23 protein-coding genes are annotated in these 21,999 nt (G+C 56.8%); 8 read left to right on the forward strand and 15 right to left on the reverse strand.

Annotation, left to right across the window (positions count from 1 at the left end):
• The first annotated feature begins 29 nt into the window (after nt 1-29).
• A complete protein-coding gene (locus BLR44_RS03615; RefSeq protein ID WP_245705964.1) occupies nt 30-1,430 on the forward strand; it encodes a glucoamylase family protein in 1,401 nt (466 codons plus the stop codon).
• 321 nt (nt 1,431-1,751) lie between these two features.
• On the opposite strand, the gene BLR44_RS29350 is transcribed toward BLR44_RS03615, so the two are convergent.
• A complete protein-coding gene (locus tag BLR44_RS29350) occupies nt 1,752-2,039 on the reverse strand; it encodes an SMI1/KNR4 family protein (protein WP_089679277.1) in 288 nt (95 codons plus the stop codon).
• 54 nt (nt 2,040-2,093) lie between these two features.
• Nucleotides 2,094-4,253 carry a prolyl oligopeptidase family serine peptidase gene (locus BLR44_RS03625; RefSeq protein ID WP_089679280.1) on the reverse strand — a complete coding sequence of 720 codons (2,160 nt, stop codon included), beginning with the start codon at nt 4,251-4,253 and terminating at the stop codon, nt 2,094-2,096.
• 110 nt (nt 4,254-4,363) lie between these two features.
• Between BLR44_RS03625 and BLR44_RS03630 the strand changes: the two genes are divergently transcribed.
• Nucleotides 4,364-5,125 (forward strand): peptidylprolyl isomerase, encoded by a 762-nt coding sequence (locus BLR44_RS03630; RefSeq protein ID WP_089679283.1) that lies wholly within the window; start codon nt 4,364-4,366, stop codon nt 5,123-5,125.
• A 258-nt stretch (nt 5,126-5,383) separates the two neighbouring features.
• Here the strand turns inward: BLR44_RS03630 and BLR44_RS29355 are convergent, their stop codons facing one another.
• From BLR44_RS29355 to BLR44_RS03670, 8 genes are all read right to left on the reverse strand, one after another.
• Nucleotides 5,384-5,596, reverse strand: coding sequence for a transglycosylase domain-containing protein (locus tag BLR44_RS29355; RefSeq protein ID WP_089679285.1), 213 nt, complete (start codon nt 5,594-5,596; stop codon nt 5,384-5,386).
• Nucleotides 5,586-5,996, reverse strand: a complete 411-nt coding sequence (locus BLR44_RS03640; protein WP_143017090.1) for a hypothetical protein — start codon at nt 5,994-5,996, stop codon at nt 5,586-5,588. Before BLR44_RS03640 ends, BLR44_RS29355 begins: the two co-directional genes overlap by 11 nt.
• Before the next feature lie 20 nt (nt 5,997-6,016).
• The gene (locus tag BLR44_RS03645; protein WP_089679292.1) at nt 6,017-6,511 is read right to left on the reverse strand and encodes a methylated-DNA--[protein]-cysteine S-methyltransferase; all 495 of its coding nucleotides are present in this window, start codon (nt 6,509-6,511) and stop codon (nt 6,017-6,019) included.
• 41 nt (nt 6,512-6,552) lie between these two features.
• Nucleotides 6,553-6,981 (reverse strand): hypothetical protein, encoded by a 429-nt coding sequence (locus BLR44_RS03650; protein WP_089679295.1) that lies wholly within the window; start codon nt 6,979-6,981, stop codon nt 6,553-6,555.
• Nucleotides 6,982-7,004: 23 nt separating this feature from the next.
• Complete coding sequence (locus BLR44_RS03655; protein ID WP_089679298.1) at nt 7,005-7,361, reverse strand: hypothetical protein; 357 nt, start codon at nt 7,359-7,361, stop codon at nt 7,005-7,007.
• An 85-nt stretch (nt 7,362-7,446) separates the two neighbouring features.
• Complete coding sequence (locus BLR44_RS03660; RefSeq protein WP_089679300.1) at nt 7,447-8,214, reverse strand: phytanoyl-CoA dioxygenase family protein; 768 nt, start codon at nt 8,212-8,214, stop codon at nt 7,447-7,449.
• Between the two features lie 48 nt (nt 8,215-8,262).
• Entirely contained in the window at nt 8,263-9,636 is a 1,374-nt protein-coding gene (gene nhaD, locus BLR44_RS03665) for a sodium:proton antiporter NhaD (protein ID WP_089679303.1), read from the reverse strand.
• Between the two features lie 114 nt (nt 9,637-9,750).
• Nucleotides 9,751-10,173: an acyl-CoA thioesterase gene (locus BLR44_RS03670; protein ID WP_089679307.1), complete on the reverse strand. Its 423-nt coding sequence runs from the start codon at nt 10,171-10,173 to the stop codon at nt 9,751-9,753.
• Nucleotides 10,174-10,241: 68 nt separating this feature from the next.
• On the opposite strand from BLR44_RS03670, the gene BLR44_RS03675 reads away from it, so the two are divergent.
• The 3 genes from BLR44_RS03675 to BLR44_RS03685 all read left to right on the forward strand — a co-directional run bounded on the left by BLR44_RS03675 (nt 10,242) and on the right by BLR44_RS03685 (nt 13,175).
• Nucleotides 10,242-10,949 carry an endonuclease III domain-containing protein gene (locus BLR44_RS03675; RefSeq protein WP_089679310.1) on the forward strand — a complete coding sequence of 236 codons (708 nt, stop codon included), beginning with the start codon at nt 10,242-10,244 and terminating at the stop codon, nt 10,947-10,949.
• Between the two features lie 120 nt (nt 10,950-11,069).
• Nucleotides 11,070-12,716: an OstA-like protein gene (locus tag BLR44_RS03680; RefSeq protein WP_143017091.1), complete on the forward strand. Its 1,647-nt coding sequence runs from the start codon at nt 11,070-11,072 to the stop codon at nt 12,714-12,716.
• A 75-nt stretch (nt 12,717-12,791) separates the two neighbouring features.
• The gene (locus BLR44_RS03685; RefSeq protein ID WP_176955890.1) at nt 12,792-13,175 is read left to right on the forward strand and encodes a T9SS type A sorting domain-containing protein; all 384 of its coding nucleotides are present in this window, start codon (nt 12,792-12,794) and stop codon (nt 13,173-13,175) included.
• Between the two features lie 50 nt (nt 13,176-13,225).
• Here BLR44_RS03685 and BLR44_RS03690 read toward each other — a convergent pair whose 3' ends face one another.
• Nucleotides 13,226-14,014 (reverse strand): PhzF family phenazine biosynthesis protein, encoded by a 789-nt coding sequence (locus BLR44_RS03690; RefSeq protein WP_089679319.1) that lies wholly within the window; start codon nt 14,012-14,014, stop codon nt 13,226-13,228.
• A gap of 104 nt (nt 14,015-14,118) precedes the next feature.
• Here BLR44_RS03690 and BLR44_RS03695 point away from each other — a divergent pair, with 104 nt between their 5' ends.
• Nucleotides 14,119-15,252, forward strand: a complete 1,134-nt coding sequence (locus BLR44_RS03695; RefSeq protein ID WP_089679322.1) for an NAD(P)/FAD-dependent oxidoreductase — start codon at nt 14,119-14,121, stop codon at nt 15,250-15,252.
• On the opposite strand, the gene BLR44_RS03700 is transcribed toward BLR44_RS03695, so the two are convergent.
• The 4 genes from BLR44_RS03700 to BLR44_RS03715 form a co-directional block, all read right to left on the reverse strand.
• On the reverse strand, nt 15,249-15,581 hold the full coding sequence (locus BLR44_RS03700; protein WP_089679324.1) for a tRNA-binding protein: 333 nt from the start codon (nt 15,579-15,581) through the stop codon (nt 15,249-15,251). The two genes, BLR44_RS03695 and BLR44_RS03700, sit on opposite strands and share 4 nt — an antisense overlap.
• A complete protein-coding gene (locus BLR44_RS03705; protein ID WP_143017092.1) occupies nt 15,574-16,050 on the reverse strand; it encodes a DUF6438 domain-containing protein in 477 nt (158 codons plus the stop codon). The genes BLR44_RS03700 and BLR44_RS03705 overlap by 8 nt, the downstream gene beginning before the upstream one ends.
• Nucleotides 16,051-16,177: 127 nt before the next feature.
• On the reverse strand, nt 16,178-17,131 hold the full coding sequence (locus BLR44_RS03710; protein ID WP_089679330.1) for a glutamate--tRNA ligase family protein: 954 nt from the start codon (nt 17,129-17,131) through the stop codon (nt 16,178-16,180).
• A complete protein-coding gene (locus BLR44_RS03715; RefSeq protein ID WP_089679333.1) occupies nt 17,124-19,055 on the reverse strand; it encodes a DUF3857 domain-containing protein in 1,932 nt (643 codons plus the stop codon). Before BLR44_RS03715 ends, BLR44_RS03710 begins: the two co-directional genes overlap by 8 nt.
• A gap of 183 nt (nt 19,056-19,238) precedes the next feature.
• Here BLR44_RS03715 and BLR44_RS03720 point away from each other — a divergent pair, with 183 nt between their 5' ends.
• Nucleotides 19,239-19,610, forward strand: coding sequence for a DUF5655 domain-containing protein (locus BLR44_RS03720; RefSeq protein ID WP_143017093.1), 372 nt, complete (start codon nt 19,239-19,241; stop codon nt 19,608-19,610).
• Nucleotides 19,611-19,629: 19 nt separating this feature from the next.
• Complete coding sequence (pbpC, locus tag BLR44_RS03725; RefSeq protein WP_089679339.1) at nt 19,630-21,942, forward strand: penicillin-binding protein 1C; 2,313 nt, start codon at nt 19,630-19,632, stop codon at nt 21,940-21,942.
• The last annotated feature ends 57 nt before the right edge of the window (nt 21,943-21,999 follow it).

Here is a 21,999-nt window from a genome sequence, read left to right on the forward strand (position 1 = left end):
TTTGAGCCGAATCAACCACCTCCGATGCTATGATACGCTTCTTCCGTCTTTGCCTTACCGGCTGCACTGTCATGGGCGTATGGTCCGGCTGTTCGGGACCTTCCGGCTCACAACACACGGCCACCACCGCTGCCGATTCGGTTGCTGCCGAGGCACCCTCCGCCCACCAGAGCATGGGCGAAATCTCCGATGATTCGCTTCTGACGCTCGTACAGCAGCAGACGTTCCAGTATTTCTGGGATGGTGCAGAGCCAACGTCCGGTTTGGCCCGCGAACGCATCCATACCGATGGTGTCTATCCGCAAAACGATCAGCGTGTGGTGACCACCGGCGGCTCGGGCTTCGGCCTGATGGCGTTGCTGGTGGGCATCGAGCGCGGTTTCATCACCCGGCAGGAGGGGCTCGAACGGTTCCAGAAAATCGCACAATTTCTGAAAAATGCGGACCGCTTTCACGGAGCCTGGCCCCACTGGATGCAGGGTGAAACGGGCAAGGTGCAGCCCTTTGGTCAGAAAGACAACGGCGGCGATCTGGTAGAAACCGCTTTTCTGGTGCAGGGACTCCTGTGTGCCCGGCAGTACTTCAACGGAGACAATGCGGCCGAACGGCAATTGGCCGCGCAACTCGACACGCTCTGGCGCGAAGTAGAATGGGACTGGTACCAGAACGGAAAGAATGTGCTCTACTGGCACTGGTCCCCCACGTACGCCTGGGAGATGAATTTCCCCCTCGAAGGCTATAACGAGTGTCTGATCACCTACGTGCTGGCGGCGGCTTCGCCCACGCATCCCATTCCGGCGGCGGCTTACCACGAAGGCTGGGCGCGGAGCGGTGGCATCACGTCCGATCAGGTGACTTACGACCTGCCGCTGATCCTGAAACACAACGGCGCTGAAAAGTACGGCGGACCACTGTTCTGGGAGCACTATTCCTATTTAGGGCTGAATCCCAAAGGACTGAAAGATCGCTACGCCGACTACTGGGAGCACAACCGCAACATCGTACAAATCGATTACCAGTATTGCGTCGAGAATCCGAAAGGATACAAGGGCTACGGCCCCGATAACTGGGGATTGACGGCCAGCTATTCCATCGATGGCTACGCTGCCCATGCGCCGTCGCACGACCTGGGGGTAATTTCTCCTACGGCTGCCCTGGCCTCGTTTCCCTACACACCCGACGAATCGATGGCCATGCTGAGGAATCTGTACTACAACCTGGGCGATCGCGTCGTAGGCCGCTACGGTCCTTACGATGCCTACAGCCTGGAGGCCGATTGGTTTACGCCCCGCTACCTGGCCATTGACCAGGGGCCCATCCCCGTGATGATCGAAAACTACCGGAGTGGTTTGCTATGGAAATTGTTCATGTCGTGCCCCGAAGTGAAAGCGGGCCTCAAGAAACTCGGCTTCGAAAGCCCTGAGCTTTGATGGTTGCGAAACGGCAACTGCCAGCTAAGTAGGGTTACCCCGGATAAAACGATCTCCAACAGTTTCTCTAAAATCCAGGCGTAACTCAAGAAGAAGCCCCTTTGAAAACTCAAAGGGGCTTCTTCGTAATGGACTTTCGCTTCTGAGGACTTTAGAGCCCTTGCTGAGCAGCAAGAGGGTTGCGTGACGCGTGGCTACCCTGTTTTTATCTTGATCAGCTTTTTTCTAATTCATCAATGCTGCTGGCGATGACTTCAAGTTCTCTTGATTCATGATCCCACAGATAGACTGCGTCCTCTAATTGACCATTACCATGGTGCATCAGCAGCAAAATATTGTCCATCCGTCGGTCCCTATCGCAAGACTATGGGCAGGAAAATCGGCCCATTGTTTCGCTTTCATGGTTTCGAGGCCAACGTGATTGGCGGTACGACTCAGTCGCTTTCTATCAGAGGTGTCCGGAATAGGAAATAGTTCGATTTCCCATTCTTCCGAGTCAAGCTCACCACCGTTCACATGTGCCATGCGACTTCTGTAGGCTTGAGGAAACAACAAGCCTAATTCTGCTTCAGCTTTTCGGATGTGCTCCTCGTCAATCGGAAACGGCATGGAATGATTTTGGAAGGTCTCTTTGCGCTTTTAGCCCTTAACTCAGAAAACGCGCTACTGCAACTGAATGTGTTCGGTCGAGTCTTTCGCAAACGGATCGACGCCCATGTTGTACCACGCGAACGACCAAAGGTCGGCGTACTCTTCGATTTGTTTGCTGGTAGGTTTGCCCGCACCGTGGCCGGCTTTCGTTTCGATGCGAATCAGCACGGGGGCTTCGCCTGCCTGCGCGGTTTGCAAAGCGGAGATAAACTTGAACGAGTGGGCCGGTACCACGCGGTCGTCGTGGTCGGCGGTCGTTACGAGCGTAGCAGGATATTCGGTGCCCGGTTTGAGGTTGTGCAGCGGCGAGTAACGGTACAGATTCTCGAACTCGGCCTGCGAGCTGTCGGCCACGCCGTATTCTACGCCCCACGCCCAGCCGATGGTGAATTTGTGGTAGCGGAGCATGTCCATCACGCCCACCTGCGGAATGGCGACCTGGAACAGGTCCGGGCGCTGCGTCATCACCGCGCCAATCAGCAGACCGCCGTTCGAGCCGCCTCGAATCGCCAGTTTGCCGGACGACGTGTATTTTTCCTGAATCAGGTATTCGGCCGCGCCGATGAAATCGTCAAACACGTTCTGTTTTTTGTCGAGCATACCACCCTTGTGCCACGCTTCGCCGTATTCGCTGCCGCCGCGCAGGTTGGCCAGCGCGTAGACGCCGCCCTGGTCAATCCACATCAGGTTGGCCGGGCTGAACGAAGGCGTCAGGGCAATGTTGAACCCGCCGTAGCTATACAGCAGCGCGGGGTTGTCGCCGTTGCGCTCAAGTCCTTTGCGGTAGACAATGAACATCGGGACGCGGGTACCGTCTTTGCTGTTGAAGAAGACCTGCTGCGTTTCGTACTGCTCCGGGTCGAACGGCACGTCCGGTTTGCGAAACAGAGTCGATTCGCCGGTCGTGAGGTCGTAGCGGTACACGGTCGGGGGGAACGTGAACGACGTAAACGTGTAGAACAGGTCTTTGTCTTCGGCCCGCCCGCCGAAGCCCGACGCGGTGCCGATCGACGGCAGTTCGATTTCGCGCTCGCGCTGCCCAGTGGTCGCGTATTGGTACACGCGCGTGTGGGCGTCTTCCATGTAACTGAGGAACAACTTGCCGCCCACCGTACTGGCGCTTTCCAGCACCGCCTCCGATTCGGGCACAAGGTCTTTCCACTGGTCGGGCGTAGGCTGGGCCGGATCGACCAGCACCAGCCGGTTGTTGGGAGCCTGGTAGTTCGTCAGGACCAGCAGTTTCCCATTGATCGCATCCACCACAGAATGATCGTTCTCAAAATCGGTGACCATCGGCGTGAAACCGCTCTGGCCTTTGTCCAGGTCGCGCACGTAGAGCGAGTTGCCGCTGGTGCCTTCCGACGAAGAGAGAATCAGGAACCGCTCGTCTTCCGTCAGGTATACACCGTGGGTCCGTTGGGCGTGCTGCGGATCTTCGTAGACCAGCTGATCGTTCGCTTGGGGCGTTCCTATTTTGTGGTAATATACCTTGTGAAACTGATTGGTTTGCGAAAACTCCTTGCCTTCGGTGGGCGCATCGTAGCGGCTGTAGTAGAATCCGTTGTCTTTCCAGGCAATGCCCGTAAACTTGGCCCACTGCACTGCATCGTCCCGTTTTTCTTTGCTCGCCACGTCCATCACGTAAATTTCCTGCCAGTCGGAGCCGGAGCGCGACAGGGCGTAGGCCATCTGCTGACCGTCTTTCGAAATTTCCAGGTTGCTTAACGCGACCGTGCCGTCGTCCGATAGGTTGTTGGGGTCCAGCAGCACTTCCGGCTCCGCGTCGAGCGACGCCTGCACGTACAGCACCGACTGGTTTTGCAGACCGTCGTTCCGGAAAAAGAAGTACCGGTCGCCCCGGCGGAACGGAGCCGACACTTTCTCGTAATTCCACAGTTCCGTCAACCGTTGCTGCGCCTGTTCCCGAAACGGAATTTGCTTCAGGTAGTCGAACGTAACGGCATTTTGACGCTCGACCCAATCGGCGACTTCGGCCGCGGTGTCGTCTTCCAGCCAGCGGTATGGATCACCGACCTGCGTGCCGAAATAGTCGGTCGAGACGGTGGTGTCGCGGCGGGTTTCAGGATAAGTAACGGCGGTGCGGGTGGGTTGTTTTTCGGTCTGACAGGCGGCCATAAGCAGAACAAGGGGAAGCAAACGAATGGGTTTCATGAGCGACGCGATTTGTGTGTGTTGCCTAACTTCGTGATCAAGACACAACCGGATCACATGCTAAGGTAAAGCCGGCGTGGCAACTGCCCAACTGCACTTCTCCATTCTCTATGCGAATTTCGTTTTTTCTTTTGATGAGCCTCCTCGCCGGACTGGCCTCTTGCGGTCCTGACGGCGCGAAATCGGGCGTTACCAGCGCCATGAACAACTCGGCAGCGCCCGACACAGCGGCTGATGCTACGACGGAAAGCCTCAAACTCGATGATCAAACCGCCCCGGCGTTTCTCCGCCGGTATGCGAAAGAGCATCCGGAAAATCAGGTGGTGATGAAAACCGAACTGGGCGACATCAAAGTGCGTCTCTACGACGATACGCCGATTCACCGCGCCAACCTGCTCTGGCTGATCGAAAATGACGATTTTCCGCAGTGTGCGTTCTATCGGATCATCAAAGGGTACATGATTCAGGCGGGAAACATCGGCTTTTACAAGACCAAGCTGGGGAAATACAAGATCCCGGCCGAAATCAAGGCGCAGCATTTTCACCGGCGGGGTGCGCTTGCTATGGCTGCTTACGAAGAGGACAGCGTCAGCCTGAAGTCGTCGTCCCGTGACTTTTTCATCGTGCAGGGCGAAGTGTACGAACCGCGCGTGCTGGAGGCCCTCGAAAAGCAGGAAAACCTGCAGCTTTCGGCGACACAGCGGGAAGCGTACACCACTGTGGGTGGCGCTCCGGCGCTCGACGGGCACTATACGGTGTTCGGGGAGGTGATGGAAGGGATGGAAGTCGTCGACAGGATTGCCGCGCTCAAGGTCGACGACCACGACTGGCCTCTAGAAGACATCGAAGTCACCTTAGAAATCGTGAAATAAGCGTCACATCTCTGTTGTCATCTCGACCCTCGGGAGAGATCTTCTAGGTTTTGAAGCAAGATTTCTCACTACGCTTAGCTACGTTCGAAATGACAAGGCAGGGAAAAGGTAGGTTCATTGATCATCTAGGTAGCCGCCATGGCGCGGGATCATCTATCGTCGGAGTGAAATTATCATCTCCTTGGTAAAAGATGCTTTCAGCATGACAGGAATGTGGTTGTCATCTCGACTTTTGCAGGCTGATAAGCATCCTTCCTCTTAAAATGAGGTAGAGGGAAGACGCGATTCCAGCAGGTGGATGCGCCGCTCCAATCGGTCGAGATGGCGAAGGGGATTGTACAGCGCAGGATTACGAAGCATTGCGATCAACGCAAGCCCTTCTTTTGGGGAGAGCTGTTCCACTTCTTTCTGAAAGTAGAAATAAGCAGCCTGACCGATTCCCTCCTGATTGTAGAGAACGTCAAACCTGATGCATCAGATACGTTAGGCATTCTCGCTGACTGACGCGTTGCTCCAATTTCCAGGCCCATGTGTAGTCGTTGCGAAGCATGTGGAGGGTGGAAATAGGCTGCTGATGGGTATGCGCATCGAACCGACGGGCCGCCTGCAAACAGGGGCATTCGCGTTGCCAGTCACCCGTACTCCCCTGCAACAGATACCCGGACGTATGGACTGTATCCGACACAGCGGCGTAGAGCGGGTAGAACGCATCGGGTAGGGATGGAGCCTGGCGGACCAGGGCCGCTGCTTCTTCTACTTGCGCCGTGGGAACGGCCATGTTAAAGTCACTTTGTAGATAGAACAGGAACGCTGTCAGTCCGGTCGCCAGCAGAAACAGTCCCCAGCCTAAAAATTTGAGTAGTAGCCTCATTCCCAAAAGAAGCCTTGTCTTCAAAACAACGTCATTTGTGCGCCGGTTTGCGGGTGGTGTTGTCGTTCCAGGGCCAAGAGTTGTTGCTTGATGGACAGGCCGCCCGCGTAGCCGATCAACTTGCCACTCTGGCCGATGATACGGTGACACGGAATGATGATCGGGATGGGGTTGCGTCCGTTGGCCGCACCGACCGCACGCACCGCCTTCAGGTCACCAAGTTGACGGGCGAGGTCGCTGTACGAACACGTAGCGCCGTAGGGAACCTGCAAAAGTGCCTGCCAGACCCGCTGCTGAAACGGCGTGCCCTCCGGAGCCAGGTCGAGGTCGAACACATGTCGTTCTCCCGTAAAGTATTCACGCACTTGTCGGGCGGCGGGGTCGCTTTCCGGTGATACGAAGGTCCAGGACGGCTCGGGTGGAAACGCCTCGAAGTGAACGTGGGTCAGCTGCCCATTCCGATGGCGGAGCAGCAACGTACCGATGGGGGAATCGAGCAGCGAATAGGTGAGCATAACAACTCCGAAGGTACGGCTTTTCGGCAGGAAACGGCGCACTACAGCGTGATGTCGGTTTCGCCGGAGATGCGCTGGATGTGGCAGCAATCGTGCCCCACGGTGTAGGGCCGTTCGACCACCACACTGCCGTTTTTCTCGCCCACAAACAAAAGCGGACTGCCCTCGGGCGCGAGTTTGTCGCGCTGCGCGTCGGAAACGACAGGATAGGTACCGTTCGCCTGCCGGAGCGAATCGGTGGCATCGGGCTGTAATTGAAAAACTTCGCCGGTCTGGATATGCTTGGTATAGTAGCGATCCAGGGCCACGGGTTGCCCCTCCGCCGTGGTGACCGTGACCACCACCGACACAAAAATTTCGGTGCAGATTTCCTGGCCGGTGCAGGGAGCGTTAGCAGGGTCGTCGGGCTGACAGGCCAAGAGGAAACCTAACAGCGGAATACTATACAGAGGGCGTGAGAAGCGCGTCATGGCACAAATGGGGCGAGGGATACCTATTCCTGACAACGGTACAAAACTTTATCGATGGTCACTTGATCGTAATATTCCTGAGAATCGGCCAGGGTAAACGTACGCACAACGGTGCCGTTACAGTCGTACAAAGTGGGGGCGTCCCGGCCATCGCAGGCGGGATCGGTCAGTGCCGTAAAGAATACGGTTTTTTGCTGGTAGGTGCCTTGCAGAATGGACCGCTCGCAGGTACAATGGGTCATCGAGTTTTTCAGTTCCTGGAGCCAGGCAATCTCTTCGACGGGATGTTCGGACGTACAGGCATCGAGGGGCTCGTACGGGCAGGTAACACAGCTCAGGAGCAGGAAAAGGCCTGTAAGCCAGAAAGAAGACCGTTTCATGGTGAGTACAGTTGCAGAGAAAGCACGTTTCCCTATGCACAAAGACGCAGACGAGACAAACAGTGCAGCTTGGCAGCGAAAAAAGTTAGACCGTTCCTAGTCCTTGACGGATCGCCGCTTCTACCGGTGAGTAGTCGCCATCGGCACGTTGCAGTTGCAGCGGTTCGGTTGGAAGGAGGGGCGGCTGCGCCAGGAAACGTGGGGTGGTACCGTGGTGAGGCTGGGCCGCGTGTACCAGGAACGGATGGCACAAGTAGACCGTTCCGGCCGAACCGGTCGCCAGATCAACGGGGCGTTGTAGGGTAGCGGCTTGGAACCGTTGTGCCAGTTCCAGAAACGAAAGCCCCTCTTCTCCGGCGGGGGCGAGCAGCCGGGGCACGTCCAGATGCGAGCCGCGTAAAATGCGCGTGGGTGCGTCCTGTTTCCCCACGTCCGAAAACAAAAACAGCATCAGTAAGGCCCGTCCGTGCGAGCGGACATTCAGGCGGTACGAGCCGTCTTCGCCTTGAAAGCTCGCGTCGACGTGCCAGCCGGTATCGTCGGGCGTGTGAGGGCTGGGAAAACGAATCGGGAAGGTGCCGAGGCTCTGGCGCGGTTGCCAACGGCCCGCCCCGACGAGTTGATCGAAGGCGGCGTGTAACAAAGGCGTGTTGACCGCTTCGCGGAAAGGGGCGTCTGCGTAGCCGCCGAGCCGGATCACCGGCTGCGTCCACGTGGCCGGATTGTGTGGATCACACCCCGTTTCCCGCCACAGCAGATCGCGTCCGGCATCGGCTACCTCGCGTGGAAACGCTTCTTCCAGGCGAACAAAGCCATGCGTACGAAATCCCTGAAGTTGCGCTTCGGTCAGCATCGTCTTCTTTCTTGAAACACTACGCAGCGCTGTCGGCGGGCGTTGTGCTTAATGGGCCAGGCCGTAGAGCAGCAGGTAGACCAGCGCCCCGGCCGTGTAGCCTGCCAGGGCCAGTAAACTGATTTTCCGGAGGTACCACATAAAGTCGATCTTTTCCATGCCCATCACCGCAACGCCGGCCGCCGAACCGATGATCAGCACCGAACCGCCCGTTCCGGCGCAGTAGGCGATGAATTCCCACAATTTTGAATCCGGAGGAAAGGCCGCCATGTCGTACATCCCCATCGTAGCGGCGACCAGCGGAACGTTGTCGATTACGGCCGAAGCCAACCCGATGGCGTAGACGATGAGGTCCAGATTGCCGATGGTGTTGGCCATGTACGCGGAAAGTTGGGTAAGCATACCCGCCGTTTGCAGGGCCGCAATGGCGACCAGAATGCCGAGAAAGAACAACACGGACGGCACGTCGATTTTAGAAAGGGCATGGACGGCCGTGTACGGGTGGCGTTCTTCTTCGTCTTTGTCTTTGTTGATGATTTCCGACACAACCCACACCACGCCTAGTCCCAGCATCATGCCCGTCCAGGGGGGGAGGTGCGTCACGGTTTTGAAGATCGGGACGAAGATCAGGGCGCTCACGCCGGTGATGAGCATCGCCAGGCTGCCGGTGGGCGTTTCTGATGTGGCGCGCTCGGTATCTTCCAGGCTGCTGTTCCGAAACTGAAACGAAAGCATCAGCAGCGGCACCAGCAGACACACCACGCTGGGAATAAAGACGCCTTTGATGATGTTCAGCGTGGTGATTTGGCCGCCGATCCAGAGCATGGTGGTCGTTACGTCACCAATGGGCGACCAGGCCCCTCCGGCGTTGGCCGCGATGATGATCAGCCCTGCGAAGATCATCCGCTGTCGGGTGTCAGTGACCAGCCGCCGGAGCAGCGAGATCATCACGATCGAGGTGGTCAGGTTGTCGAGCAGTGCCGACATGAAAAACGTCAGGATCGACAGCAGCCAGAGCAGCGGCCGGGGCGAGTTGGTGTTGATCTTGTCGGTGATAAACCGGAAGCCTTCGTGCGCGTCGATCAGTTCGACGATGGTCATGGCCCCGATCAGAAAGAAAAGAATCTCGGCGATTTCGCCCAGGTGCTCGCGTAGCGAAAACCCAATGTAAGAGACGTAAGTGTGGTGGGCGTCAAGTTCTTCCTGCACAGCCTCGGCGGTTTCGGTCGATTCGAGGTGCTCCGTGTATTCTTGGTAGGTCTCTTGTTCCTGCACGGCAGGCGTAGGAGGGGCCAGGGCCAGTACCGTCCAGCAAAGGATGCCCGTCAGCAGCGCCGAGGCCGTTTTGTTCAGGTTGATGGTGTGTTCGAAGGCAATAGCCGCATAGCCGATCACAAAAATGGCAATCAGAAGTAGGTACATAAAAGTCGAGATAACGGGAGCTAGTTACGACTTTCTTTGACCCTTGAAAATAGGCGGAACCAAGATTTTTTTGGGGGCGGTAAAATGCAAAACTGGCGCCGGTTTTCAGGGTACTTACGCCTCGTGTTCGGGTGGCGTCAACCCCTCGAAAGGCGCCCGCAATGCAGCGTCGACGCGACGGGGACGCCCGGTTTTCAGGTGAAGTGGGCACCAGAGGCTGCGGGCTTGCACCAGCAGCGTTTGGTCTGCCAGCCGCCAGATTTCCACAAAACGTTCGTAGGTAGTGGCGGTGGCCTCGCCGACCCAGGTACGGGCCTCCAATTGTTCGCCTAAAAAGGCGGGCCGTCGGTAATCAATCTCGTGTCGCAATACTACCCAGGCCACCGTGCGTTGCAATTCGGCCGGGGCGGCGGCTTGCCAGTGAGCTGTGGCCGTTTCCTGCACCCAGCGGACGTAGACCACATTGTTGACGTGGTGCATCGCATCGATGTCGTTCGGTTGAACCAGAATGGGATGTGTGTAGCGGAGAAGGGGCATAACAAGAAATGGGAAAGATACCGCATCCGGCTCACATCTCGAAAGGCCGCCCCGCCGTAAGAAGAGCTATGATCAAGGCACCCATCCCTTTGCTGGAAGACGTCCTGACCGTGCACGAGCGTTTGTGTGCGGCATATGGCGCTCCGTTTCCTTACTTCAGCACCAAAGATCCGCTGAGCGAACTGATCAGCGCGTTGTTGTCGCACCGCACCAAAAACCGCGAGTCGGGGCGGGCTTACAAGCAGTTGCGCGAACGGTTCCCCGACTGGCGACAGGTGCGCGATGCGCCCGTGGCGGAGGTAGAAGAAGCCATTGCGCCCTGTACGTGGCCTGAACAGAAAGCGCCCCGCATCCAGGCGGTGTTGCGTGAAGTAGGCGAACGCACCGGAGATACGTACGACCTGGAGTTTCTGAAAGAGATGGCGGTGCCGGAAGCGCGAGCGTGGCTGGAAAGCCTGTCGGGCGTGGGGCCGAAGACCAGTGCCGCGACGCTGTTGTTCAGCCGTCTGCGCATTCCTGCCTTGCCTGTCGATAGCCACCACCACCGGGTGGCGCAGCGGCTGGGTTGGATTCCGGCCAAGATGGGCCCCGGCCCGGCGCATGCGGTGCTGTCAGCCCTTTTGCCAGCCGATTGGGATGCCCAAACGGTATACGATCACCACGAAGCCCTGATGTACCACGGTCAGCGCTGTTGCTATTTCTACCAGCCCGATTGTGCGCGGTGTCCGGTATTGGCACAGTGTCCGTTCGGAAAAAATCGACTGCGCGCTGAATAAGATCGACAGAGAGTTCGGGTTTTTACAAAAAAGTAGGAGTCCGGAAGGTTACTTTTGGATGTATAGAACGCCAGTCGAGAATTGTGGAGTGCAGGCACTATTTTTGCTAAAAATCGGAGCGTGAGAAATACAATTCTGTTAGGGCTGGTTTTTATGCTGATCACGGTCTGGGTTAAGGCGCAGTCGCCCGTGAAGACGGACACCGCTGTAGCCAAACCGACCGCGAAAGGCGAGCTGATCGAAATTATCAATGCCGACGAAGCACAGGGGGGCATGATCGAACGCAACGGCCAGGAATTGCAATACATGCGTCTGAAAGGGAATGTCCGTTTCCGGCACGACAAGGCCGTGATGTCGTGCGACTCGGCCTATCGGTTTGTGAAGACCAACACCATCGAAGCGTTCGGACATGTGCGCATCAAACAAGGCGATTCGCTGACTTTAGCGGGCGATAGCCTCCTGTACGACGGCAATACCCGACTGGCGCGCATGCGAGGCGAGCGGGTTGTGCTGCGCGACGACCAGATGACCCTGACCACGCAGCACTTGGATTTCGACCGGGAAAACCGGCTGGCCTACTACTTTGGTGGTGGCACCATCGTCGACGACGAAAACAGGCTTACCAGCAAGCAGGGGTACTACCATACCGACACCGAGTACATGCGGTTTAAGGACAGCGTCACCTTGCGGGGCATCGATCCGCCGTACCAATTGGAATCCGACACGCTCGAATACAGCCGGGTCGGAAAAATCGCTCACTTCCGGGCCCCGACCAAAATTATTTCGGAAGGGCGTGTGCTGACCGCCCAGGAGGGTGATTATAATACTGTGAGCCGTCAGTCAGATTTCCGGGGCGGGGCGCAAGTCGAAACGGACGAGTATGTATTGCGCGGTGATACGCTGGTGTACGACGAACTGACCAAAGTAGGGCGGGCGCGACGCAACGTTTCGATCACCGCGAAAAAAGATAGTTTGATTATTGAAGGCGACCGCGGTTACCACGACGGGAATCGCGGGTATTCACGAGTAATCGGGCGGGCACTGATGAAGAACGCAGTCGAAGGCGATACGCTTTTTATCGCGGCCGACACCATGATCTCCCTGCGTCCTCCTAAAAAACCGGAAATCCGCAAGCTCCTGGCTTACCCGAATATCCGGATCTACCGGTCGGATCTGCAAGGCATTTGTGATTCCCTGGTGTACGACCTGGCCGACTCGCTGTTGTATTTCTACGACGATCCTGTGCTGTGGAGTGGCGAAAGTCAGCTCACGGCCGATTCCGTACAGGTGCAAATGGCTAACAACCGCATCGACCGCTTGTACATGCGAACCAATGCGTTCATCATTTCTACCGACAGTCTGCACAATTTCAATCAGATAAAAGGTCGGAATATGACAGCTTTGTTCCAGGAAGGTGACATGCGCCGGGTCGATGTGGATGGCAACGGCGAAAGCATCTATTTCGCGCTGGAAGGCGATTCGTTGATGATTGGCATGAATAAAGTGATTTGCAGCAACATGCAAATCCGGATGGCTGAAAAAAAAGTGCACGAAATTGTGTTTATTCAGCAACCCGATGCGGTCTTTATACCGCCGCACGAGCTTTCTGAGCCCGATCGCCGTCTAAAAAGTTTTGCCTGGCGCGTTTCAGAGCGCCCGGCTAAAAACAACGTGGTCAGAACTTCCGTACAGAAACCCAGGAAGCCTGCTTCCGCACCAAAAGTGGAAGACACGATGACTTCAGAGGTAATAAAAAAGGAAAAATAAAAAACGTGGTGTCGGTATATTGATTAATTTTAGATGAGCAACCACTGACGACCTCTTTTAATGATTATGCAGCTTATGAAAAAAATTATACATATCTTCATTGTGTCACTTTTCGCGTTCGGCATGTGGGGAGAAGCCGCGGCCGTTCGAGCACAGGATCGGGGGGAAGTGTCGTTGCGTCGTGACGAGCGCAGTGTTAGCAGCGTACAGTCCGGTGTGCACATTTATCCGAACCCCATCGTCGGAAAAGCGGTGATCGAATACACCCTGGCTCCGGAAGTGCGGGAAGCGAAAGTGATGATCTTTAACATTCTGGGAAATCTGACGAAAGAGATCGCTCTTTCTCAATACGATACAAAAGTAGACCTGCCTGCCAACGAACTGAGCGCAGGGGTCTATTTCTACTCACTTTACCTCGACGGCGTGCGGCAGGATACCAAGCGTTTGGTGGTAAAATAGACTTTCAGAGACCTTAAAAAGCCTCGGAATGTAAGGTTCCGAGGCTTTTTTTATGTCCATTGCAATTCGCCGTTCATCACGGTGAAAGCCTTTCCTTTCAGCAAAACGCGATCGCCTTGCAGCGTTACCTCCAACGCCCCACCCCGCATCGACGCCTGATACGCCTGAAAAACAGCTTTTCCCAGCTTGGGCTGCCAATAGGCGGCCAGGGCGCAGTGTGCCGATCCTGTCACCGGATCTTCCGGAATGCCGACGGCTGGCCCGAACATGCGCGAGACGAAGTCGTACGAGTCGCTGCGCGCCGTAACAATCACACCCCGCGGGTAATGCTTCAGGCGGTTCATGTCCGGTTGTAAAGATCGAACGGCCGCTTCGCTCTCTAACTCCACCAGATAATCAAAAGGGCTACGGTAGGTGGTGGCTATGCGGAGACCGAGCGCTTCTTCCAACCCTTGCGGCGTTTCGACGGGATGGACCGGACTCACCGGAAAGTTCAGTGTGACCTCACCGGCGCTTCCGTGGGCATACAGCGTACCACTGTGGGTGTAGAACGTAATCTTTTGGTTTTCAGACACTACCCCTTTTTCATAAAGCCAGTGTGCACTGGCCAGCGTGGCGTGTCCGCACAGCTCTACTTCCACGGCCGGTGTAAACCAGCGCAGCCGGAATCCCTCCGACTCTGGTTGGAGAAATGCCGTTTCGGCCAAGTTCATCTCGGCAGCAATCAACTGCATGCGCTCGTCCGAAAGCGGAGTAGCGAGTAAACAGACCGCGGCCGGATTACCGGAAAACGGTCGTAGTGCAAACGCATCGACAACAGAAACGGGTTGCGTGGGCATAATAAACAGAGGAAAAGAGTAGTAAAATGACGGTGGGTAGTGCGGCTAAAAGTGCAGAAAATTGGGGAAGTTGCCTCTTTATTTTACGACACAGCAGTAACGCGATGTTAAGCTTTTGGGAAACCCATACCTATCTGTCGACCGATTTTCTGATCGTAGGGGGAGGCATTTCTGGTCTTTCGACGGCCCTACGTCTGAAAGAAAGGCGGCCAAACGCACAGGTAACTGTCTTGGAACGCGGCACTTTGCCGAACGGGGCCAGCACCAAGAATGCCGGATTCGCCTGTTTCGGAAGTTTAACCGAATTGCTGGAAGACATCGACACCATTGGCCCTGCAGAAACGCTAGCGCTGGTCGAGCGTCGGTACCGGGGCCTGCAACGCCTGCGCGCGCGTGTCGGTGACGCCGCTCTCGATTACCAGGGGAACGGCGGATGGGAGCTAATCGGAGAGTGGGAAGAGGGTGCCCTGTCACGGCTGGAGGAAGTGAATGAATCACTGAGTCCCTTGTTTCAGGAGCCGGTGTTTCAGGTGAAAACCGAAGCGCGGGCACGCCTGGGTTTTGCGTCCGAAGCAGTACGTCACCTCATTTTCAACCCTTACGAGGGGCAGTTGCACCCCGGGCAAATGATGCGTGCTCTTTGGCAGCGTGCTGTGGAACAAGGTGTCACGGTGTTGCACGGGTGCGACGTCAGATCCTGGGAAGAGGCCAACGCGCAGGTGACCGTGACCGCCGCGCTGACCGGCCACCCGGAGCCGGTAAAGTTTTCGGCGGCGCAACTGGCCTTCTGTACCAATGCCTTCACCCCAGCCCTGTTGCCGGAGCTCTCCTTGCGGCCGGGACGAGGCCAGGTTCTGGTGACGGAACCGCTCGGGACGCTGCCGTTCAAGGGCGTTTTCCATTTCGACAAAGGGTATTACTACTTCCGCAACTTCGAAGGGCGGGTGCTGTTCGGGGGTGGGCGTAATCTCGACTTCGCAGGCGAAGAAACCACCGCGTTTGAAATCAACGAGCGCATCTACGAAGACCTGCTTCACAAGCTGCGGACGGTGATTCTGCCCGGCCACCCGGTGAAGATTGCCCAACGATGGGCAGGCATTATGGCTTTTGGCGAAGACAAGCGGCCCATTGTCCGGCGGTTAGGGACTCGTACTGTGGCGGGAGTACGCCTGGGCGGCATGGGTGTAGCCATCGGCAGCCTGATTGGCGACGAACTGGCCGATCTGTTGCTGGCTTAAAAAAGACGCGCCCCATTTGGAACCGACTGGTCAGGCCCGATCAGGACCACAGCACCCTGCTCATCAGGAAAGCCGGTAATCAGGATTTCCGACAGAAACTTACCGATCTGCTTGGGTGGGAAGTTGGTGACACATACGACCTGCCGACCGATCAGGGTCTCGGCGGTGTAGTGCGCGGTAATTTGAGCGCTGGTTTTTTTGACGCCCAGCGGCTCGCCAAAATCTACCCAGACTTTCCAGGCGGGTTTTCGTGCCTCGGGAAAAGGTTCAACGCGTACGACAGTGCCGACGCGGAGCTCGACCTTTTCAAAATCTTCCCAACTAATCATGCCTTTCGGTAGCGGGTTTTCCTTCCTGTTCTTCGATGAGTTGCATCATCGATTCGTGTAGCTTCGTTTGAAACGCCCGTAGCGCGGGAGGGACATTCTCCACGGCGGTGATCTGTTTCGTTTTTCCGTCGAGGCGCACGGACGTAATCGTAGACGGCAGGTCAGTCGCTTTTGTAGGATACTCGTCTTCTAGTTGAAAATAACCCAATTGCTTCGCTTCCTGCAGCCATTGTTTTACCTGCTCGGCCGGGGCCTGAAACTCATACGTGCCTTCTTTGGCCACGAACTGCCTGCCTTCGTAGAACACGGTGCCGTCTTCGTAAACACTGGCTTTGTACGTGGGGCAGCGCCCGAAACAGGGCGTTTTTTCGATGGTGAGTACCGGAAGCCGAGCTTCGGTGTCTTTCTGGGAACGGCAGGCACCAGCGGCAAACACCAGCGCCAGCATCAACATGTATATTCTGGACATAGGATCAATAACGAGGTTGGAGCGTCAGCGCAAATATCGCTCCGCACTTCCGAAATGCAACCCGATGAAAAAACTTGCCTCTACAACGTCGTGGAAGCCAACAGTGGTATGGAGAACCGACGGAAAATTAGTGCGGTGAAGGTGTAAAATCGGAAGCATGCAGCGTGGCGTTCGGCGAAGTGGGCAACGCGGCTTCTGCAAAACGTGCCAGGAGTTCAGCCGCAGAAGTCGGCAGCGGGACGCTGTAACCGAGCGATTTAGCGATGACTTGGTAGAATGATGCAGCCGACGGCCGGGCCTCGCGTACCGATTGCGCCCCCGCCGATTTGGAAAGCTTTTCACCAGAAGCGAGTTGCACCAGCGGATGATGATAGAACAGCACGTCTCCGAAGGCGGCGTAAGTGGGCGTGACCTGCGCTAGTTGCTGTGCCAGGTAAACTTGCGCTGCGGTCGAAGGCAACAAATCCAGCCCTCTGACAATCAGGGTGGTGCCGTAATGAAGATCATCCACGACGGACGAAAGCTGATAGGCGGGACTGCCATCTTTCTTACGAACGACAAAATCGCCCATTGCCTGACTGAGATCAACCGTGGAGCTGTCCCCGCCCCATGCCTGAAACGTAACCTGGAGACCCTCGGGAACGCGCAATCGCCAGGCGCAGCCGGGTGTGTCCAAGGCCCGATGGCGTGCGCGGCACGTACCGGGATACAGGCCATCCACCGACTGACGGCGCAATTGCGCGCGTGTACAGGTGCACGCAAAAACCGCCTCCGGGACGGCACTGAGCTGTTGCAGAGCACTCTGGTACAGTGCCTCGCGCAGTTGCTGAGAGTAGTGACGGTAGAAGTCGGCGGGCCCCTCGGGGCCGGTGTCCCAGTCCAGCCCCAGCCAGGCGAGCGTATGAAAAATGTCGTCGACGTATTCGGGGCGGACGCGGGCCGCGTCGGCATCGTCGATGCGGAGGTGCAACGTCCCGCCATGATGCCGCACCAGAAGCCACGTCAGAACAAACGAAAACGCATTGCCCAGATGCAAATAGCCACTGGGCGTAGGTGCCAGCCTCGACGCAACTTTACTCACCTTGGCCCTCTGGGGTGGTGAGGCGTTTCAACACGAGTGGTTCCTTGAGTTTGTTGGTCGTCATGTCATAAAACGCCCGCAGTGCATGATATTGATCGGCCCCGATCAGATGCTGGTGGAGGGTTGATCGCCCCTGTATCTGAATTTGTGTTTCAATTTGTTGCGACTGGTACTGGATGCTGGCAGACCGGTCGGGTGTAACTGCTTTCAGCGACTTCGGCAACTCTTCGACTTGCAGGCCAGGCGGCAGGACGACTGACATCGTAAAAATCTCTGTAAACGGATAGTCGAACTCAATGGGGTAGTACCGCTTGGCCTCAGAGAAGGGATTTTCGTCGAACTGCGACTGAAAATCGGGCTGAAAATACATCCGGTTGCCTGCGGCCTGACTCGGCTGGATGAGCTGGCAACGAATGGTCAGGGGTTTGTCCAAGGCTGCCAAATTTTCGATTTCCAGGCGCTCCAAAGTGCCTTTGGTATTCCATTGTTTCCGCAGCCATTCTTCGCCGCCTTTGGCCAGTTGCTGGCGCATCCGTACTGCCTCGTAGCCGGTGTAATTGATTTCGTACTCCGAAACCGTCTGTGACGGGTCTTGCAGGTTTACCTGAATCGACGTGGCGACGTTTGTCGCCGGCTGAGTAGGTTCAAGCCAACGCCCCTTGCTGGCATGCAGCAGATACAAACCCTCGTTCAAATCCTGATACGGCAGGCAACCGTACGGGTGATGGCCCAGGATGGCGTCCAGGGGCTGGTCTTTACCGTCGATGTGTACATTGGCAATCAGGTGGTTGAATTGGGATAGCATAGGTGCTCCCCGAAAAACCCGGCCGTGGCTTCGGGTGCTTACCAGGACGGGATCGGCTTCCAGGTCGGCGGCACGCAGCAACAGGCAGAGCAGCAGGTTGATTTCGTCGCTAGCCCCTTCCTGGGCTTCCCACAACTGATCGGGCGTTTTGTCGGCAAAATACCCATACTCACCATTCCACCGGAAATGGTCGCGCACAAAAGCATAAATGGCACGGGCCCGGTCGGTCGGGTCGACGGGCAGTGTCATGTTTTCCTCCAGCCGTTTGCGCGCCCACCCTTTCTTCTCCAGGTACAACCGAAACGCATCGGCTTCCAGTACATCGGCCGAAAATTTCTCCCAGGTTTTCATCAGAGTGGTGTATTCCATACCGCTGCTCGGCATACTCCCGCGTTTGTAATACCCTGCCAGCTGAAAGCGGATTTTCTCGACGTAGTCCAGCAGATGCGGAGCATGAACCTCTTTACGAATGGCCGGCAGGTCTTCTAATTCCCACTTGCTGGTGGGAGTCTCGGAATAATTTTTTAGAAGGCGCGTGCCCTGATACAGCACGCGGTAATCGAGGCCCGAAGGAATTTCGGCTTCGAACGCCGAATGAAGCGTTGGAATGTCGTTCTGAAAGACCCAACCCTCCAGAAAAACTACGCTCTCCGAATACGTGCGGTACGAATACTCAATGATCGAACCTTTGCGAACGTTCGGAAATGTAAAGCGTTTCTCACTCCAGCGGTCGTCGAGGCGCACTTCGAAAATCTCTTTGTTCGAAACTTCGTGCTTGGTAATCGACCCGTCAGGTTCTACATTGATGGTCTGCGCACGGATGCCGTTAATGCTTTCCAGGTTATCTTTTACGTAAAACGGTAACCGGACGTCGGCGTAATCCAACCCTTTGTCGTCCAGAATCTTGATTCGGAAATGTTTGTAGATGATCGGGTCGCTGCCGTAAGCAAACGTGACTTTGCCCGCTTCGTCGAGCATCACGGCCACGGCCGAAGAGTCGTAGTCGCATACGGTCAGGGCTAACTCTTCTTTACTGACTTTGCCCCATTTCAGGGAGCCCACGGCCCCGGCGGGCAGGCTCAATGCGAGAAACAACGGGAGCAGAAGCAGATTTTTCATGATGAAGTGCGCTGGTCGAAAAAGTAACAGATAAATCAGGCTAAGATTAATACCAAATCAACAGAAAAAAAAGATATAAGCCGCGGAGTGTGTAACGTTAGCAAAGAATACGCAAGAAAAAAGGAGTACTTTTTGGATAACCTTGGCAAGCCCAAAACAGAACGCCCGGCCGTAACGAGAATCATGCTGCCACGCGACGTAGAAAATTTTCTGAGCAACAAACCACCCGTCGCGGTGGAACTGTTCCGCCTGTTTACCAAGGAAATGCAGGCGCTGGGACCGGTGCACCTGCGTCCCACCAAAACCACGGTGGCTTTTGAGGCGACTCGGCACATGGCGTACCTCTATGCCTTCGGAAAAACGTTTGTGAGTGGAGTGTTCCGCTTCCCGCAGTCGTACGAAGGCCATCTCTGCTTTTTCAAGGTCGGGAAGGTAGCCCCCCAGTCCCGGGTGTACGCACACCATTTCCGCCTCTACGAGCCGTCCGACCTGGACGAAGAACTGCAGGTTTTTATGAAAATGGCGTATGCCAACGCCACGTCGCCCGATGCTTAAGTTCACTTACTTCAGACGAATGCGTAAGCAGCACTGGGTCCTGTTTGCTGGAAGTATGGTGGCACTGTGGGGGCTTTTTCTTCTGCTGGACGCCTGTTTTCCCTTTCGACCGCAGGTAGCGTATGCGCCGCTGGTGCTGGACCGCGACGGAACTGTGCTGCATGCCCGTTTGAGTGCCGATGACAAATGGCGGATGTATACCGAACTGTCCGAAATTACGCCTACGTTGCGGCAGGCCTTGTTGTTTAAAGAAGATCGCTTCTTTTACTACCATATGGGCGTCAATCCGCTGGCGATGGTGCGCGCATTGGCAAGCAACTGGCGTAGCGGGCGGCGTACTTCCGGCGCTTCTACGATCACCATGCAAGTCGCCCGGCTGCTTGACCCACAACCTCGTACCTACGGAAACAAACTGCGGGAAATGTTCCGGGCCCTGCAACTGGAGTGGCACTATTCCAAAGACGAGATCCTGCAACTCTACCTCAATCTGGTCCCCTACGGGAGTAACCTGGAAGGGGTGAAATCGGCAGCGCTGTTGTATTTCGGGCGATCCCCCAACCACCTGAGTCTTGCGCAGATTGCTACCCTGACCGTAGTGCCCAACCGACCCTCTTCGCTGCGTCTGGACCAACCGAACGATGAACTGCTGGCGGTGCGAAACCAATGGCTGCGGGCATTCCGCGAGGCGAATGTGTTTCCTGTGCAGGCCGTTGCCGACGCCTTAGCCGAGCCACTCAACCTGCGGCGTCGCCCTACGCCCCGCGGCGTTCCGCACTTGGCCCGCCGCCTGACCCAGACCCACAAACGCGTGCCGGTGGTGCGCACAACAATCGACCGCCGGGTGCAGGCGCAGGTGGAAACGTTGACCGAGACGCACATACGACATTGGAAACAGCGCAATGTGCACAACGCCGCCGTGATGGTGGTAGACAATCGTACGCGTGAGGTAGTGGCGTACCTCGGGTCGCCTGATTTCGAGGACGGTACCCATGCCGGGCAAGTCGACGGCGTGAGGGCGGTCCGGTCGCCGGGTAGTACGCTGAAGCCGCTGGTGTATGCCCTGGCGTTCGACGAAGGAAAAGTGACGCCTAAACGGATGTTGCCCGATGTCCCGACGGATTACGACGGTTATGCCCCCGAAAATTTTGATCGGCAATTTCACGGCCAAGTGACAGCCGAACTGGCGCTGTCGCATTCGCTGAATCTGCCTGCGGTGCAATTATTACAGGAGGTAAGCGTGCCGTTGTTGGTACAACGCCTCAAACAGGCCGGGTTCGCCACCATTGCGCGTCAGCAGCACTACCTGGGGCTCTCAACCGTGTTGGGCGGTTGCGGCACCACGTTAGAGGAATTGACGGCGCTGTACGCCGCCCTGGCCGACCAGGGACGCTACCGACCGCTGCGGACTCTGGCCACAGCCGGAGACGACACGACCACAGCCGCGGTAGTGAGTCCGGCAGCCTCGTTCGTGGTAACCGAAATTCTGACCCAACTGGAGCGCCCCGACCTTCCTCAGCGCGAGCACCATGCCCTACGCGTCCCCCGCATTGCCTGGAAAACGGGGACGTCTTACGGCCGCCGCGACGCCTGGAGCATCGGCTACAACGAGCGCTACACGGTTGGGGTATGGGTCGGAAATTTCTCGGGTGAAGGCGTGCGCGAACTCACCGGCGCCGACGCCGCCACGCCGCTGTTGTTCAAGCTCTTCAACATGCTGGAGCCCAACGGAACGGAGCGCTGGTTTCGGGCGCCTGCCGCGCTGGGTTTCCGGCTGGTCTGTGCAGAGACCGGCTTGGTGCCTGGTCCAGCGTGCGAGCATCAGGTGGTCGATTACTTCTTGCCGCTGGTGTCCGAAGCGCGGGTATGTGACCACTGGCAGGAAGTCCGCGTCTCGCCCGACGAAACGCTGTCGTACTGTCCGGTCTGTTCACCGCCGGCGGGCTACAAGCGCAAACGTTACCGTCGTCTGCCCGCTCCGGTGCTGGCTTTTCAGCGGGCGCAGGGCACAGCACCGGAAGTCGTGCCGCCACACAACCCAGCCTGCACGCGGGTCTGGCAGGCGGATGCGCCCCAGATTGTTTCGCCGGTAGACGGCAAAGAATACGTGGTGGAGCGCACAGAACCGGCCGAGCTTATGCTGCAGTGCCAGGCCGAAGGCGATGTGAAGGAAGTATACTGGTACGTCAACGATCAGTTTTTCAAAGCCGCGTCCCCGACCGAGCCGGTGTTCTGGCAACCGGACGCGGGCGCTACGGACGGGCGGCTGAAGGTGTCGTGCAGCGACGACCGCGGCCGGAATACCGACGTCTGGGTGCGCCTTTCTTCGTGGTAACCGTTTAATTATCACCTACTTTTAGGGGCTGTAAGGTCTTCGCCGCATTCCGAACAG

This window comes from Catalinimonas alkaloidigena (assembly GCF_900100765.1).
Lineage (GTDB): Bacteria > Bacteroidota > Bacteroidia > Cytophagales > Flexibacteraceae > Mooreia > Mooreia alkaloidigena.